Raw genomic sequence first — 15,678 nt, forward strand, 5'->3', positions numbered from 1 at the left:
CCTCCTTGTCTCATTCAAGGAGGAATCCTACAGGATCTGTATCAAATCACTACCTGATATATACTGACTTTCACTATGGAATTTTCATTGCCCTGGGGTATGGAATTTACTTTACCTTTGAGGTTCAAGTTCACTGATGGCAGAACTAAAACTCATCTTCAGTTTAGCATCAAATACCGTCCTGGCTGTTTCGATAGCTTCCAATGCGTCAAGATCGCTGGTATCCGGCAGCTCAACAGGATCTAAATGTTTCTCATAGTATTGTCTAAGTTGTGAAGATAGCCGTCTATTTGTAGAACCTTCGCCAGTGTTTGGATCCGAGAATCCACGCTGAGCATTGATAATGTCAATTTTGAAAAGTCCATCGAGCGGATCACCGTCAAGTGGCTCTGATCCCGATGGAAGACTTTGAGGTATATTATTATTACATTTCGATGGGTCAAGAACATATGCATGAACTACAAAATATTTGTGCAATATCCCTTCCTTTTCCAGAAAATAACGCATAGATTGTGGCCACAAAGAAAGCAAAGATTTATTGTCTTCTTCAGAGCCTGTTTTACGCGAATCCGTTGTGCTTTTTGCGGACTCATATGCGGCTTTATATCCCTTGTATAGATCCTCTATATTCTTTGGTTCAAGGATGAGGCGAACTCCCAATAACCCGCCAGACCAATCCAATTTTGGTATGATGTGGCAGACATAATGGATTTCGTTATCTTTCACCTGAATCCAAATATCAATTGTTGGCACAAGAGGTTCCCATAACGAGCCGGCAAGATCCAGAGCGTTTTTGTCAGTATTCGAAATCCAGTCCGCCCCGATTTGGTTGATGGCAGACCAATTGGAAAGCGTGAAGTCAGTAGTGGACACATCCTTACGCTTTGATTTTTTTAGAAACAACACCAAGGCATCCATGGCGGATGTTTTGCCGCTATTGTTGGCACCAACAAAAACAGTTTCCTTATCAGAGAACTCTACGCGACAGGACTTGAGTTTTCTAAAATTCTGAATGTCTATGTGTGCTATTTGCATGTTTTAACCTCCACCAGCCTTTCCATTTCAGAGGTGCGGATTTCTTCGGATTGGAGTTTTGTCGAACTTCAACTTTATTCCCCACTGTTTCTGAGTTAAATTATAAAACTCATCCGGTGATTATGTCTATTACTTTATTTGATAGCCACCCGAGGTAATATGAAAAAAGTGGACACCAAAGTAATGTATAATACAGAGCGGAGAAGTCAAATGTGAATAGTTCCAAATGGTAGCGATCTTCCCCCTCTATTGCGGAGTTAAATAAGGACTGAGTTAAATAGGGACTATTTATCTTAATAGAATGAATGAACATGCTATAAATAACCACCTAACAACTGTATGCACATGAATGTTACTAAATCTCCATTGACAGAAAAACCCCATCTTGCTAATCTAATGCAACTCCTTGGTTAATAATAAGCTGAAATCAGAAAGACAGAAGCTATAAATACAATATTATGAACCAACTCAAACAGCTCTGCACACCACGCACATTTGAACAAGATACTGATGTTCAGGATATCACTGACCTGATTGAAAACCGGATTGATTCAGCGCTCTTCTTTGAGACCAATTATAAAACCCAGGGCATGTCAGTATTGCTGAAAACTGCCTTTGAACGCTTCAAAGGCAAGAGTCAGCAGAAATTGATCAAGCTTACCCAGAGTATGGGTGGCGGCAAAACACACAACATGATTTCGCTGGGTCTACTCGCCAGGCACCCAGCTCATCGAAAGGCCATAATAGGTACAGACTACAATGATGAAGGTCTTGGTGAGGTTACTGTTCTTGCCTTCTCAGGCCGTGAAAGCAATGTTCCAAATGGTATCTGGGGTGTTATAGCAAAACAATTAAATCGTGAGGCAGAATTTAAATCACTTTGGGAGGGGGCATTAAGGGCGCCGGGGCCGAGTGAGTGGATTAATATGCTGAAGGGCTCACCCAAGCTGATTTTATTGGATGAGCTGCCGCCCTATCTTGAAAATGCGAAGACCATCACAGTCGGCGCCGGTGATTTATCTATTGTAACAACAACTGCCCTGGCTAATCTGTTCAATGCATTAAACAGGCAGGAGTTAAACAATGTACTGGTAGTCATTGCAGACCTCAAGGCTACTTACCAAAGCGGCACCCGGTTGCTGCAATCCACTTTCCCTAATCTTGAAGGGGAGGTTAACCGCTTTGCATTAGATGTACAGCCTGTGGGGAGTTCCTCTGATGAGATTTATGATATTCTAAGGACAAAGCTATTTGCAAGGCTGCCTGCAAAGGATGTTGTCAATGAAATTGCAATTGCTTATAAGGACAAGGTTGAGGAAGCAAAAAATCTTGGCTTCACCACTTATAATCCGGACAAGATCTTTACAGGCATTAAGGAATCGTATCCATTCCATCCCTCAGTGCGTGAACTGTATGAACGTTTCAGGGAAAACCAGAACTTCCAGCAGACCCGTGACCTCATTCGTTTAATGCGTAAAGTTGTTACATCAATGTGGGAAACCGGCCTTGCGGGAAGACGTTTTCTCATCAATGTGTTTGACATAGACCTGAACGAGACATCCATGAACACGACTATTAGTCAAATCAAACCTTCACTTGGTAATGCCATAAGTAAAGACATTGCCAATGAAGGCCGTGCAACTGCTGAATTGGTAGACCGGCAATATAACATAGAATTCGTCTCTCAGCTTGCGAAGCTGCTATTGGTATCAAGCCTGGCGGATGTACCCCATGCATTGTTAGGTTTAACCCAGCATGAGCTGGTTGGCTATCTGGTAGAACCCGGCAAAGACATCACTAACTACCGCAACGCGTTTGAAGAATTCCTGGGTCAGGCGTGGTATATACACAGCGATAAAGACGGCCGCCTCCATTTCCAGAATGTGCGAAACCTGATTGCAGAACTGAACAGTCTGATTGATGGATATGATGAGGACAGTGCAAGACTTGAAGTCCGCAAATTTCTTGAAGACCGCTTCCGCCCGACGATAAATGACTGCTACCAGAATGTCCTGGTATTTCCGGCAATTGATCAGATCAAGCTGGAAGAAGGGAAGATTTCGCTGGTATTATTTGAACCAAACATCGCAGAGGGAGGCATAAATCCCGACCTGCAGAGGTTGTATGATGACACGCAATTCAAAAACAGGGTAATGTTCCTCACTGGTGATCGCAACACCATGGACAACCTGCTACGCAAAGCAAAGGAGCACAAGGCCATTCAACGGATTATTGCCAACATGCGGAATGAACGGGTTCCTGAGAATAATCCCCAGTTTGAAATGGCGGTTGATCGGGAACACAAGATCAACCTGGCCTTTTTAACAGCAGCCAGGGAGACATTTGTAAAATTATACTATCCGTTCAGCTTCCGGGGACAGGATACACTGGTAGACTCTGATTTCCTGATGCAGTTTTCCGGCAACAATTTTAATGGGGAAGAACAAATCCGCAAGCTGTTAACAGAAAAGCAGAAATTCACAAACGAAGACCCCAAATCCGAAAACTTCCGCCAGAAATGTCTCGCCCGATTATTCACGCTGGATGAAATGCGGAAGGAGGATTTAAAGAACCGTGCTGCGACCAACCCCGCTTGGCAATGGCATCATCCAAAGGCATTGGAAGAATTGATTGACCATTGTCTGAGAACGGGTGTATGGTTTCAGGCAGGCAATTATATTCAGAAAAATCCTCCTAAAGAGGATACCTCTGTTACAGTGCAGGCAACATGGCCGGACAAAAACAAGAGTGAAGCTGTCCTGAGGATCATTCCCAGGTTTGGCGATGTAGTGCACTATGAATATGACCAGCCGCCCACTACGCTCTCTGATAAAATAACCGACTTCAACAACTGGCGCACAGATGAAATGACTATGCATTTCCTATGCGTGGATAGTAAAGGCGCCCATACAACCGGACAGCCATATAAGTGGGTAAACAAGTTAAACCTTCGTTATAAGGTTTATGATGCGGGTGATGAAAAGAAGGTAAAGCTGGAGGCATCAGCCGATGATGCAGTCATTCTTTACACTACTGATGGATCAGACCCTAAAGACAGCGGCGCAAAATATGTTAATGACTTCATCATCCCCGGAGACACACGGTTTGTACTGGCTATTGCTGAAAAGAAGGGCGTCTGGAGTGAGAAGCTGGAAATCCGTATTGACTGGACCAGGGCTGAAGGTTTAAAGATTGACAGGAACAGACCGCTTACCTATCAAAAGCGTGGCATGTACAACACCAGCAATAATAAAAACACCTATGAGGAACTGGAATTATTTCAAAAACATGGGGCCTCTTTCAAAGGTATATTCCTCAACTTTTCTTTTAAACGGGATGGTAAAGACCACTGGGCACAGACCAATTTTGATGATTCATTGGTACTGACCAGGGAGCAGGTGGAGGCGCAAATAGGTTTTATGCGAGACGCACTGTCGGGTGATGGGGATTTCAATACATCCCTGCAATTTAGTGCGGTAATATTTCCGACAGGCCAGGCATTTGAAGACTGGATGGCTGCTAAACAATTACAGACTGCCAGCCTTAAGCAGGAAGAGATTATTCAGTAACCGTTAGCGATAAGGCACAATATGTCTAAGAATAAAGATGTTATAGGCTTTGGCTTCAAACCTTCTGAGTCAAGGCATCACTTCCTCGTGGTAATACCAAAGACCGCGACAGGCAAGGTGCTTATTTACGAGCGGTTTGACTGGGGCAGCATGGATGAAAATCCGGATAAACTGGCTGCGGAGCTATCCCTGTTTGAACCGCCTGAGCAAAAGATTGATCAGCGTTTTGACCGTTTGAAGTGCGAGCTTTCTAAACTCAAGTGGAAAGAGATAGAATCTGCGCTTCGCACGGAATTTAATCATCGCCTCAAAGAATATGGTCTAAAGGGGGGGGCATGGAAACAGGGACAGAATGTCGTTCAGCTATTATTGGGCAAGGAAATGACATTGCTCTGCTGGGCTATTGAAGATTGCGACATCAAAGTGATCCCGACTGCCATCAAAAACTGGCAGGGGCTGAAGCCCGAAGAACGCTGGTGGCTTTTTACAATGACCAATGCGAGCACCGGTGATGTCCACTCAAAATACGGCTGGCGAACCGCAATCCGCTACGCCCTGACGGAAAACCCGGTCACCGATAAATATCAGCAGCGGAGCATCTTTGACCAGTATGTAAACGATGCTATTGAGCATTATAAGATCAAGGCATGACAGAACAAAAATCCTTCATAGAAGTTCAGTTCCCTGTCAGTAAGATATCCAAGGAAAGTTATAAAGAGCGCAAGGCCGGCCAGAGCCAGACATTAACAGGTCTCGGCAAATGGTGGGGTCGAAAACCATTGATACTGGTCAGGGCCGCTATCCTGGGCCTGCTCATGCCTTCCGGCAACGATCCGGTTAAAGACAGGGAGATTTTTTTAAAGATCCTTATGATGGATGCCAATGGCGTGTGGCGCAGGAAAAACAAGCCCATGAAAAAGGAAATAATCATGGAGAATCTTACCTTCAGGGAATTGAAGAGATTCTTTGAAGTCCCTGTGGACTTATTTACCGACAATGCAGACAATCAGGACAAGCTCATTAAACAGGCGCAAAAGACCAATTTGAGTGCACTATCATGGAAAGCTGGTATAGGAAAAAAGGAGCAGGAGGAGGCAACTCATCTTGCCTTTGACCGTTTAAGTTATGATGATCGTTTGGAATACTGCCTTCGTCCTGAAGAAACAACCCTGTCTGATGAAAAGACATGGGCAGAGATAAATGAACACTTAGGGACAAATGCCAAGACCCTTCCTGAATTGATAAGGGAACTTGGCACTAAAAAGTTTGGCCATGTCCCCACTGTTGGTGACTGCTTTTCCGGAGGCGGCTCCATACCATTTGAAGCTGCCCGCATGGGCCTGCCTGTTTATGCCAGCGACCTGAACCCATTGTCAGGATTGCTTACATGGGCCGGACTGAATATCCTGAGCCTGCCTGATGAAGAGATACAAAAGCTGAAAGGTTTTCAGGAGAAGGTCTTTGACGCCGTAGCCGCACAGGTGGAAGAATGGGGAATTGAGAAGAACGAAAAAGGCTGGATGGCGAAATACTACCTGTATTGCAATGAAACCACCTGTCCGGAATGTAAAACCAGAGTGCCTATGGCGCCGAGTTGGTGGGTTAGTAAAAAAACAGGGACAGTGGCCATGCCGGTTTACAACCCGACTAATCATAATTTTGATATAAAAATAATCTCAAACGCTTCTAACGAAGAATTAGCTGAAGCAGAGCGGCTCGCTACGGTTAAAGATAGTAAATTGTGGTGTCCGCACTGCACAAAAACGACGGATATTGACAGGCTTCGCAGGGATGACAAAGATACTGCTGGTAATCCCATTTATGGCCTGCGCAAGTGGGAGGCCGACGAGTTTCTACCAAGACCGGATGATGTCTTTCAGGAGAGGCTTTATGCCATCAAGTATCTTGAGAAGAACAATAAGAAGACATGGCAACAGTTCCTGAAAAAACCTGCACCTGCCACAGATGCCACCTACGGCACAGTTCACTATAAGGCCCCTGATGAGATGGACCTTAAGCGGGAGCAGAAGGTAATTGAACTCCTTACGGAACGATTTGCAGACTGGCAGCGCAAGGGTTATATCCCTTCAAATAAAATTGAGGAAGGTTACAATACATCACAACCAATTCGTGAACGTGGCTGGCAGTATTGGCATCAGTTGTTTAATCCGAGGCAGCTTCTATTATCCGGTTTATTTTCAGAAAAAGCAGAAGAGTTAACCACCAATAAAAATAAATTAGTTTTTAATAAGTTTGGCTTGGGAACTATTTCTGATTATAACTCTAAGTTAACCTGGTGGAATTCAGGCTTTGATAAAAACAATAATACTTTTTATAATCAAGCATTAAATACATTTTTCAGTTTCCCATGTCGCGGTTTAGCGGCGTGTTATTCCTCATATATAATAAATATAAATGGGCAGAATTATAAAACAGATTCGACAATCGAAATTATTGATGCAAGAATTATTAAACAAAAAGTTGATTATTGGATTACTGACCCACCATATGCAGATGCTGTAAACTATCACGAATTAAGTGAGTTTTTCCTATCCTGGAATAAAAGATTTCTTGAAACATATTTTCCCGATTGGTACAGTGATAGCAAGCGAATATTGGCAGTAAAAGGATCAGGAGAAGCATTCAATCAAAGTATGGTAGAGATCTACTGTAATCTGGCACAGCACATGCCTGATGACGGCATGCAGGTGGTGATGTTTACCCATCAAGACCCTGCTATTTACGCTGAGCTTGCATTGATCTTATGGAGCGCGGGATTAAAAGTAACTGCCGCCTGGACCATTGCAACTGAAACAGAAAGCGGAGGTTTTAAAGAAGGCAATTACATCAAAGCAACTGTACTACTCGTCCTGAGAAAACAGGTTGAATCACACACGGCCTTTTTAGATGAGCTTAACTTTGAGATTGAAATGGTGGTCAAGGAGCAGATAGATTCCATGAAGGCCCTTGACGACAAAGAAGACCCTAATTTTGCTGAACCTGATTACATTCAGGGCGCCTATGCCGCTGCATTAAAGATACTTACTTCATACAAGAAGATTGGGGATATAGATGTTGCCTATGAATTATCAAAGCCGAGGGAAGGCGGGTATAATGGACCGCTTGTAGAGGTTATAGAAAATGCAAAAAGGGTCGCCAATAATTATCTAATCCCGCTTGAATTTGACAGTTACACATGGAGAAATATCGAATCAGAAGAGCGATTCTTTATTAAGGGAATTCAGCTTGAAAAGCAGAATGTCTACAATGTCGGGGCGTATCAGGAACTTGCAAAAGGCTTTGGCATAAAGCAATACAAGGACTTGTTGGCAAGCACTAAGGCCAATCATGCCCGGCTGAAAACCCCATCCGAGTTTGGCAGCCGGGGACTTAGGGGCGCTGATGCCTTCAGCAACAGCCTCCTCAGGCAGGCGCTCATGGCTATTGCCCAAAGCGAGAAAGAGCAAAATGCACAGGCAGGCCGTGCCTGGCTCAAGAACGAGGTAGAAAATTACTGGGACAAGCGGCAAACCATCATGGAGTTGTTACGCTACCTCAGCACTACCGAACATATTGACCATATGCAGCACTGGGAAAGCCCGGCCATGTATGCCAAATACTTAGTTGAATTGCTTCGCAATGATGGGGTGTAGATAAATAAGAATGCCGGCTATAATATATTCTAAACATATTACAACAAGACTCACCCTGCGGAAGATAGACTACAATTTGCCGAAAAAGATATACGATGAGGCACAGTAACGATTTGTAGATAATCAAACAGGTTATAGGTAGTGGGTCAGTTTGAATTTTAGGATTGAGAAAGGTTAGGAACCTTCGGGAGTTTTTTGTCCCTGAAACTGACTTGGAGAGAAGTCTATTTCACCTTCAACCCTCTCAAAGATCAATTGACAAATTGACATGCCTTGATAAAGATTTATAGAGTAACTCCCAAGATTCATTAATTCCAATGTGATTGTACCATTGAAACCGGCATGTATGGTTGGTGCTGTAAAGTGGATTATTAAACCACACCTGGCAAGAGAACTTTTGCCTTCTACGCGTGCTGCAAAACATGGTGTATTAGCTTTTATCGGTAACTTAATATACTCTAAGGTGTTGGCAATTGCAAATTGCATTGGTTGCAGAACAAATCCACCCGCAGGGCTAATTAGATGATGTTCATAAAACTGGCTTAATGTAGTAGCTATTCCTTTTTGTCTTAAATCAAAAGAAAGAGAAAGTCCTTTTTTGGGTAGTAGTATTGAATCATTTAATCTTAAATCTACAGCTGTTGAATCAAAAGGTTCCCTGGGGGGAGGTTCGATAATGATGTTCCCTTCTGTCAGGGCCTTTCTTATCTCCCTATTGCCAAGGATCACCTTAAAATATCCTCTTGAGAAACCAACACTGTTCTGCTAATACCTTCAACTGGTTCAACAGGAAGATAAATAGTACAATATTTACCTTGACAGTCAATAATACTAACCCTGACTGCGGTTCTTTTTTCATCTACAAGAGATTGATGAACAAAAAAAGAGAAAATATCACTGGTTGCACTATTACATTTTATCGCTTTTTCATTTGAAAACATTCCATCTGAAATATCGCATTTTAACCAGCCTTCTTTTAATTCTTTTAGTTGCATGGTGCCCCCTTTTTTTATAATAGTTATACCAACTTTTATTAAAAAAGCAAGCATCCTTTAGTAGTTACAACTTTCTAAATTATGTTATAATAAAACATGCCTAAGCGGACAAGCAAGAAAGAGTCAGATATAAATATCCTCGCTTCAAAGATAGTAGAAGAGGCCACTAAAGAACCCGCCAAAGAGATCATGTCTGAGAAGAACCCTGCCGCCGTTGCCCTTGGAAGATTAGGGGGTAAGAAGGGCGGCCCTGCCAGAGCGAAAGCCCTTACCAAAGAACAACGAAAGGATATTGCCAGAAAAGCCGCACAGGTTAGGTGGTCAAAGAAGTGACAAGTGGGGCTTTATTCTTCCTCGCGACTGCATTTCTTTTCTAAAGCCACAGCATACACTTCAAACCATTTCTTTAGAAGGTCAATGTCATTTTTTTCAAGAGGGAACTTTTGGAAGGTAATAGTTGCGCTATTTTCTTCTAATAGAGGAATATCAAATGACTTGGCTCCCCTAAATATTGAACTTTTAGCACGTTGAGTATCGAACACTGGTGTTTCACGGATCATTTCTTTAGGTACCTCTCCTTCTATTGTTTCTTCTTGTTTCCCTAATCCAGACAACCCAGCAAACACCATTGTGCTACGAAAATTACTAATGAAAGCATCAACCTTGTCGGGGTTGAATTTATAATTCTTAATTAATATAACCTTTAATGAGGCATCTGAAAGTTCATGGATATTATTTTCGCTATATAGTTTGTTATATGTATAGGGTTTTAAAGCAATTTTCTTTACAATCTCTATGTAGTGGTTATCTATATGTGGATAGATAGCTAAATCTATCGCATTTTGGGTTAAAATTACATCATTCTGTTTTTCATAAATCAAGTCAAATTGTTTTAAGGCAGCAATTATTCTACCACCGTAACCCCCCTCTATTTGATACCCTAAATGCTCAAATACAGCATCTTTAGGGATAGGGTGTGATTTATCTCTGTCCCATAGTATCTTGGCCTTTGCTATTGCCTCCTTCAAGTCTATCATAGGATAACCAGGGCTCCTGATACGTCTTTTCTTTTTTGTATTCTCTTCCATTCTATTCCTCATTATTAATTTTTCTTAGAATGAATTATATATCTCTAATCTTATAATGTCAAGAGCATGATCATTAAGGAGTCACCTGTTTAACGTAACGCTAATCACGTGGTAATGCTATTAACGCTTGACATGGCAATTAGTGGCATGGTAATCTTATGGATAAATAAAAAACGCCTCATTCAGTCTCATCTGAATGAGGCGTCTAAGATGTGCCGCTGTAGCTCAGAGGAAAGAGCGCCCGTCTGCTAAACGGGGAGGCGCCAGTTCGAATCTGGCCAGCGGTACCTACTTTGCCCCAAATACCGAGTGACCTGGGGCTTACTGGTGTATATGCACTTCATAGAATATCACACCTGTAATCCATGTCAATGGGGTCACTCAGAAAGGAGTAACCCTAATGATACAAATCATTGATGGTAAGAAACTGATCTTTGTTGCCTATATTACCGTGAAAGGCAAACGTTTGTATGCCTCGAAATACGGGCGTAAGGCATGGGCTATTTGGGTAAAAGTCTAAATAGTCTTTGGGGAGGTGTAAAAGCCTCCCCTTTATTTTCTTCTTGACAATGCTTGATCGGTCAATAAGATTAAACTATGAACAGATTGAAACCAGGAAAACAGAAACAAATCATCGCCGCCCTTGTTGAAGGGAATAGCATCAGGGCAACTTACCACATGACTGATACGGCCAAAGGGGAGGTTTTAAAGTTATTGGCCGATGTCGGAAATGCTTGTGCTGAATATCAGGATAAAGCCCTTCGTGATCTTTCCTGCAAGCGCATTCAATGTGATGAGATATGGGCATTCTGTTATGCAAAAGAAAAGAATGTACCGAAAGATAAAAAGGGACACTTTGGTTATGGGGACGTGGGGACGATTACCGCCATTTGTGCAGACTCTAAACTTGTGCCAAGCTGGTATATCGGGAGACGGGATATAGGGAATGCTACAGTCTTTATAAATGATTTAGCAGGCCGCATGAAGGACAGAGTGCAATTAACTACAGATGGTCACATAATGTATCTTGATGCTGTGGAGAATGCTTTTGGTGCTGACATTGATTTCAGTCAGCTTGTAAACCTATATGGCACTTCCGAAGAGAACGAAAAAAATATAGTCCTGCCAAGTGTATAGGTACACTAAAAAATAAACTTACAGTCAACCCTGATGAAAAGAACATATCCACAAGCTATGTAGAGCGACAGAATATAACTATGCGTATGAACATGAGACGGTTTACCAGACTTACTAATGCTTTCTCTAAGAAGATTGAGAAGTTAGGACATGCAATCGCTCTTCATTTCATGTATTATAATTTCTGCCGGATACATCAATCTTTAAGGGTTACACCAGCAATGGCGGCAGGGGTGCCAACACACCTTTGAAAGAAGGACAAAAGGAAAACAGGATAAAAACAGGCAGGTGGAGGAAATTAAAATGAACGATTTTAAGGTATTTTATGATGATGAAGAGGATATTCTTTTTCTTGGAAAAGAGGGAGAGGAAGCAGAGGTGGTAGATATCTCGCCGGGTGTAAATATGGAGCTTGACAGCAGCGGCAACCTTATTGGCGTAGAAGTATTCAATGCCTCCATGATGTTTAAGGACGTCCTAAAGTCAATGGAAAAGAAACTTAATGTTGCATAGTGCCTTGTGCATTTCAAGAATTTAATTCTGTGTTTAACCTTTAATACTGGGGAATAAAGGCATTGATGGATTAGTTAAAATATCATATGATTTTTAACGAAGGGCAAAACCAATGAGCATTCTAATATCCGACGACGTTCTTCAATCAGCCGGATTGACGGAAGATGAATTCAAACAGGAAATTGCTGTCTTACTTTTTCAAAAGGAAAAGCTGACGCTTGCACAGGCAAGCTGTTTTGCAGGGATGACCAGGCTGCAATTTCAGCATTTGCTTGCAAGCAGAAATATTCCAGTACATTATGACATTGCCGAATTTGAAGAAGATTTAAAAACATTAAAGGATTCGGGCAGGCTGTGATTGTTATACTTCGGGAAGCTGGAGAGGAATGATCCATCGCTTTTCATCAAGAACAGGCAATCTGGGAGAGGCTTTCTTTAAAGATGCTCTGAAGGACGCTGCAAGTTATGACCGCATTGCAGGGTATTTCAGTAGTTCTATTATAGAAGTAGCTGGTGAATATATTGAGCAGATGCAGGGCAAAGTCCGCGTTATCTGCAATTCACAACTACAGGCAGATGACGTAAGATACATAAAAGACCAGCCACAGGCCATGAAGCTGGAATGGTGCGAAGGAAGGCCTGAAGAAGAGTTAACCCACATTCCAGAGAGACTCAGGAAACTTTATCAATACTTAATAACCAATAAAATTGATGTCCGTGTGCTCCCCAATGATGTCTATGGCCTGATCCACGGCAAGGCAGGTGTCATCACCAGAACCGATGGAAAGAAGGTGGCATTCCTCGGCAGTATGAATGAAACCTACAGCGGATGGAGTCAGAATTACGAATTGGCTTGGGTGGATGATGATGACACTGCTGTCAGTTGGGTGCAGGATGAATTCAATGCATTATGGGAGCATCCGCTGGCTAGGCCGCTAAGCAAATTTATCATTGAAGATATTAAGCGCATCTCTGAAAGGAAAGTCATTTATGAAATTACGGATTGGCGAAAAACCGATAATCCGGCTGCAACAGTCATTGAGAGTCCTGTTTATAGAAAAGAGTTTGGTTTATGGGAGCATCAAAAATACTTTGTTGATTTAGCATACAGGGCACACAAAAAAGGCATGGGGGCAAGGTATGTTCTGGCTGATATGGTAGGTTTGGGAAAAACCATACAGTTAGCATTGTCTGCCATGCTAATGGCCCTGGAAGGAGATAAACCCATTCTGGTAATTGTCCCCAAAACCCTCATTTGGCAGTGGCAGGATGAAATGTTGAATTTGCTGGATATGCCTTCGGCCGTGTGGAACGGCAAATGCTGGGTAGATGAAAATAAGATAGAATACCCTGCAAAGGAGGAGTTTGCATTAAGCAAATGCCCTCGTAAGGTGGGAATTATTTCGCAAGGCTTAATCGTCCGCTCAAGGGCCAAAGTTGCTGAACAATTGATGAAGCTCAATTATGAATGTATCATCGTTGACGAATCACACAGGGCAAGGCGTAATAATTCAGGCAACGGCAATGAAAATGATTCCCCTAAGCCTAACAACCTGATGGGTTTTTTGATTGAAATTGCACAGAGAACCAAAAGTATGTTGCTGGCAACAGCAACACCAGTTCAATTACATCCTATTGAAGCATGGGATTTATTATATATCCTCTCCCAGGGTAATGAATTTGTTTTAGGAGATAATCTGAGCCGCTGGACGAGTGAAGCTGGTAAAAGCCTGCATCTGGTTACAGGCAGAGAGGAATTGGATTCGGATTATGAAAAATGGGACTGGTTGCGGAATCCGTTTCCGTCATCTGATGAAAAACCCAACACCTTTGGCGTGTTAAGAAGACTAATCAATCTGCCGGCTGATAAGTTTGTCATTTCAGGCAGCGCCTTAAATAGTTTCACACCCCAGCAAAAGGCCATTGTTAATATAATCTACTCTGATAATTTTATTAAGAATCACAACCCGTTTATCCGCCATATCATAAGGCGTGAGCGTAAATTTCTGGAGACCACCATTAATCCCGCAACCAACCAGCCGTACCTTAAGCCAATTAATGTCATTCTGTATGGTGAAGGTGATGACGAGGGCTTACAGTTAAGCACTCATCTTTCAGACGCATATGAATCAGCAGAGGAGTTTTCGCAGTTGTTTGGGCAGCGGTTAAAAAACAGCGGCGGATTAATTAAAACCATGCTGCTTCGAAGGATATGCAGTTCCATGTATGCAGGGCTTTCAACAGCCAGAGGCATACTGAACAACTGGGTAATGGCAACAGAGGAAGATGATGATGACTACAGCGAAGAAGTCAGTGCGGAAGAAAGAGACAATCAGTCTGACTCACTATTTAAAAACATGACAGGAGAAGAGAGCCGATGCATTGAAAGAGTTGTGAAGATATTGGAAGAATACCAGGAACGTGACCCCAAATATGATTTACTCAGGAAGATATTGATTGACGACACTATACAGGAACCATGGATAAATAGAGGCTGCATAGTTTTCTCACAATACTTCGACACTATCAAATGGGTTTGCGACAGGTTTGCAAGAGATTATCAAAACGTCACCTTTGGTTTATACGCAGGTAGCGATAAGTCCGGGATTTATGAAAATGGGATGTATCATAGAAAGTCAAAAGAAGATATAAAGAAAATGGTTCGCAGCCGCCATTTAAAACTGCTATTTGGTACAGATGCAGCCAGTGAAGGACTGAACCTTCAGGCGCTAGGTACACTCGTTAATCTTGACTTGCCCTGGAACCCCACGCGCCTGGAACAACGAAAAGGGCGGATTCAGCGAATTGGTCAGGAAAGGGAAGAGATATGGATTTACAACATGCGGTATAAAGATTCTGTTGAAGACAGGGTTCACAGATTATTGTCAAACCGTCTCAGAAACATCCAGGACTTATTTGGACAGATACCGGACACACTGGAAGATGTCTGGGTTGAGGTGGCGCTAAATCAGGTAGCAGATGCAGAGAAAAGAATTAGTGATTTATCAGAAAGCGATACCAACCCATTCTATAAGAAATATCAGGACCAGGAGAATATCAAACCCATTAATTGGGAAGATTGCAGTTTTGTACTGGATAATTTTGAAAAGAAGAAGATTCTGACTAAAGGGTGGTAGGGGACGTTTTCAACTAATAAATGTTAGCTATCTTATTCCAAACATTCTGCAGGAGGATGTATTATTGCATCGACCGACGATGCAGACAACATCATTGAATTATTATAATTAAGTGAAAAGATTTCCAAAGATAATTATCTTCGTTACTGTCTTACTCATTCTCGTCATTATCACCCTATATTATCTTGCACCGCATCCGCCTAGGGTGCCGGAGCAGGTAAACAATGTCCACGAAATAGATGCCTTTTTTGAAAGGCTTGTTGCATCCGGCAGTCCGCCCGGGTTGTCTGCAGCAGTGGTTAAAGATGGCCGTCTTGTTTACAACCGTGCCTTTGGCTACGCTGATGGTCCGCGGGGCATACAGGCCGTGCCTGAGACCGTCTATCACTGGTGGTCCATGACAAAAATCCCCACAGTCGTTGCCATACTTCAATTGATGGAACAGGGTAAACTGGGGCTCGATGACCCGGTAACGAGGCATCTGCCATGGTTTAATGTAATCTATCCTTCGGATCACAGCCCTGTTGTGACTATTCGCCACCTGATTCAGC

General features: G+C 42.6%; 12 protein-coding genes, 1 tRNA gene and 1 pseudogene. 10 read left to right on the forward strand and 4 right to left on the reverse strand.

Going from position 1 to position 15,678, the window contains the following annotated elements; all coding sequences use genetic code 11:
- Positions 1-111: 111 nt before the first annotated feature.
- The gene (locus IT392_01985) at positions 112-1,035 is read right to left on the reverse strand and encodes an AAA family ATPase (GenBank protein MCC6543256.1); all 924 of its coding nucleotides are present in this window, start codon (positions 1,033-1,035) and stop codon (positions 112-114) included.
- Between the two features lie 458 nt (positions 1,036-1,493).
- Here IT392_01985 and IT392_01990 point away from each other — a divergent pair, with 458 nt between their 5' ends.
- From IT392_01990 to IT392_02000, 3 genes are read left to right on the forward strand one after another with little or no spacing between them, the layout of a single operon-like run.
- Positions 1,494-4,604 (forward strand): DUF499 domain-containing protein, encoded by a 3,111-nt coding sequence (locus tag IT392_01990; protein ID MCC6543257.1) that lies wholly within the window; start codon positions 1,494-1,496, stop codon positions 4,602-4,604.
- A gap of 21 nt (positions 4,605-4,625) precedes the next feature.
- Positions 4,626-5,255, forward strand: a complete 630-nt coding sequence (locus tag IT392_01995) for a DUF3780 domain-containing protein (protein MCC6543258.1) — start codon at positions 4,626-4,628, stop codon at positions 5,253-5,255.
- Positions 5,252-8,257 (forward strand): DUF1156 domain-containing protein, encoded by a 3,006-nt coding sequence (locus IT392_02000; GenBank protein MCC6543259.1) that lies wholly within the window; start codon positions 5,252-5,254, stop codon positions 8,255-8,257. The genes IT392_01995 and IT392_02000 overlap by 4 nt, the downstream gene beginning before the upstream one ends.
- A gap of 174 nt (positions 8,258-8,431) precedes the next feature.
- On the opposite strand, the gene dcd is transcribed toward IT392_02000, so the two are convergent.
- Both dcd and IT392_02010 read right to left on the reverse strand, forming a co-directional pair.
- Positions 8,432-8,986: a dCTP deaminase gene (dcd, locus tag IT392_02005; GenBank protein ID MCC6543260.1), complete on the reverse strand. Its 555-nt coding sequence runs from the start codon at positions 8,984-8,986 to the stop codon at positions 8,432-8,434.
- Complete coding sequence (locus tag IT392_02010; GenBank protein ID MCC6543261.1) at positions 8,983-9,252, reverse strand: hypothetical protein; 270 nt, start codon at positions 9,250-9,252, stop codon at positions 8,983-8,985. Before IT392_02010 ends, dcd begins: the two co-directional genes overlap by 4 nt.
- 96 nt (positions 9,253-9,348) lie before the next feature.
- Between IT392_02010 and IT392_02015 the strand changes: the two genes are divergently transcribed.
- The gene (locus IT392_02015) at positions 9,349-9,585 is read left to right on the forward strand and encodes a hypothetical protein (protein MCC6543262.1); all 237 of its coding nucleotides are present in this window, start codon (positions 9,349-9,351) and stop codon (positions 9,583-9,585) included.
- 11 nt (positions 9,586-9,596) lie between these two features.
- On the opposite strand, the gene IT392_02020 is transcribed toward IT392_02015, so the two are convergent.
- Positions 9,597-10,340, reverse strand: a complete 744-nt coding sequence (locus tag IT392_02020) for a hypothetical protein (GenBank protein MCC6543263.1) — start codon at positions 10,338-10,340, stop codon at positions 9,597-9,599.
- A 214-nt stretch (positions 10,341-10,554) separates the two neighbouring features.
- Here IT392_02020 and IT392_02025 point away from each other — a divergent pair.
- From IT392_02025 to IT392_02050, 6 genes and pseudogenes are all read left to right on the forward strand, one after another.
- Positions 10,555-10,627 (forward strand) — tRNA-Ser (locus IT392_02025).
- 310 nt (positions 10,628-10,937) lie between these two features.
- Positions 10,938-11,728: pseudogene (locus IT392_02030) on the forward strand (IS1 family transposase).
- Between the two features lie 52 nt (positions 11,729-11,780).
- The gene (locus IT392_02035) at positions 11,781-11,990 is read left to right on the forward strand and encodes a DUF2283 domain-containing protein (protein ID MCC6543264.1); all 210 of its coding nucleotides are present in this window, start codon (positions 11,781-11,783) and stop codon (positions 11,988-11,990) included.
- 112 nt (positions 11,991-12,102) lie between these two features.
- Entirely contained in the window at positions 12,103-12,348 is a 246-nt protein-coding gene (locus IT392_02040; protein ID MCC6543265.1) for a UPF0175 family protein, read from the forward strand.
- A 28-nt stretch (positions 12,349-12,376) separates the two neighbouring features.
- The gene (locus IT392_02045) at positions 12,377-15,127 is read left to right on the forward strand and encodes a DEAD/DEAH box helicase family protein (protein ID MCC6543266.1); all 2,751 of its coding nucleotides are present in this window, start codon (positions 12,377-12,379) and stop codon (positions 15,125-15,127) included.
- Between the two features lie 112 nt (positions 15,128-15,239).
- The coding region (locus IT392_02050) for a beta-lactamase family protein (protein MCC6543267.1) at positions 15,240-15,678 on the forward strand (439 nt) is incomplete at its 3' end.

It is taken from the genome of Nitrospirota bacterium (genome assembly GCA_020846775.1).
Classification (GTDB): Bacteria; Nitrospirota; 9FT-COMBO-42-15; order HDB-SIOI813; family HDB-SIOI813; genus RBG-16-43-11.

Excerpts from the sequence above, each read along its gene's own strand:
- IT392_01985 (MCC6543256.1), bottom strand. The coding sequence starts at position 1,035 with ATGCAAATAGCACACATAGACATTCAGAATTTTAGAAAACTCAAGTCC.
- IT392_01990 (MCC6543257.1), top strand. The coding sequence starts at position 1,494 with ATGAACCAACTCAAACAGCTCTGCACACCACGCACATTTGAACAAGAT.
- IT392_01995 (MCC6543258.1), top strand. The coding sequence starts at position 4,626 with ATGTCTAAGAATAAAGATGTTATAGGCTTTGGCTTCAAACCTTCTGAG.
- IT392_02000 (MCC6543259.1), top strand. The coding sequence starts at position 5,252 with ATGACAGAACAAAAATCCTTCATAGAAGTTCAGTTCCCTGTCAGTAAG.
- IT392_02010 (MCC6543261.1), bottom strand. The coding sequence starts at position 9,252 with ATGCAACTAAAAGAATTAAAAGAAGGCTGGTTAAAATGCGATATTTCA.
- IT392_02015 (MCC6543262.1), top strand. The coding sequence starts at position 9,349 with ATGCCTAAGCGGACAAGCAAGAAAGAGTCAGATATAAATATCCTCGCT.
- IT392_02020 (MCC6543263.1), bottom strand. The coding sequence starts at position 10,340 with ATGGAAGAGAATACAAAAAAGAAAAGACGTATCAGGAGCCCTGGTTAT.
- IT392_02035 (MCC6543264.1), top strand. The coding sequence starts at position 11,781 with ATGAACGATTTTAAGGTATTTTATGATGATGAAGAGGATATTCTTTTT.
- IT392_02040 (MCC6543265.1), top strand. The coding sequence starts at position 12,103 with ATGAGCATTCTAATATCCGACGACGTTCTTCAATCAGCCGGATTGACG.
- IT392_02045 (MCC6543266.1), top strand. The coding sequence starts at position 12,377 with ATGATCCATCGCTTTTCATCAAGAACAGGCAATCTGGGAGAGGCTTTC.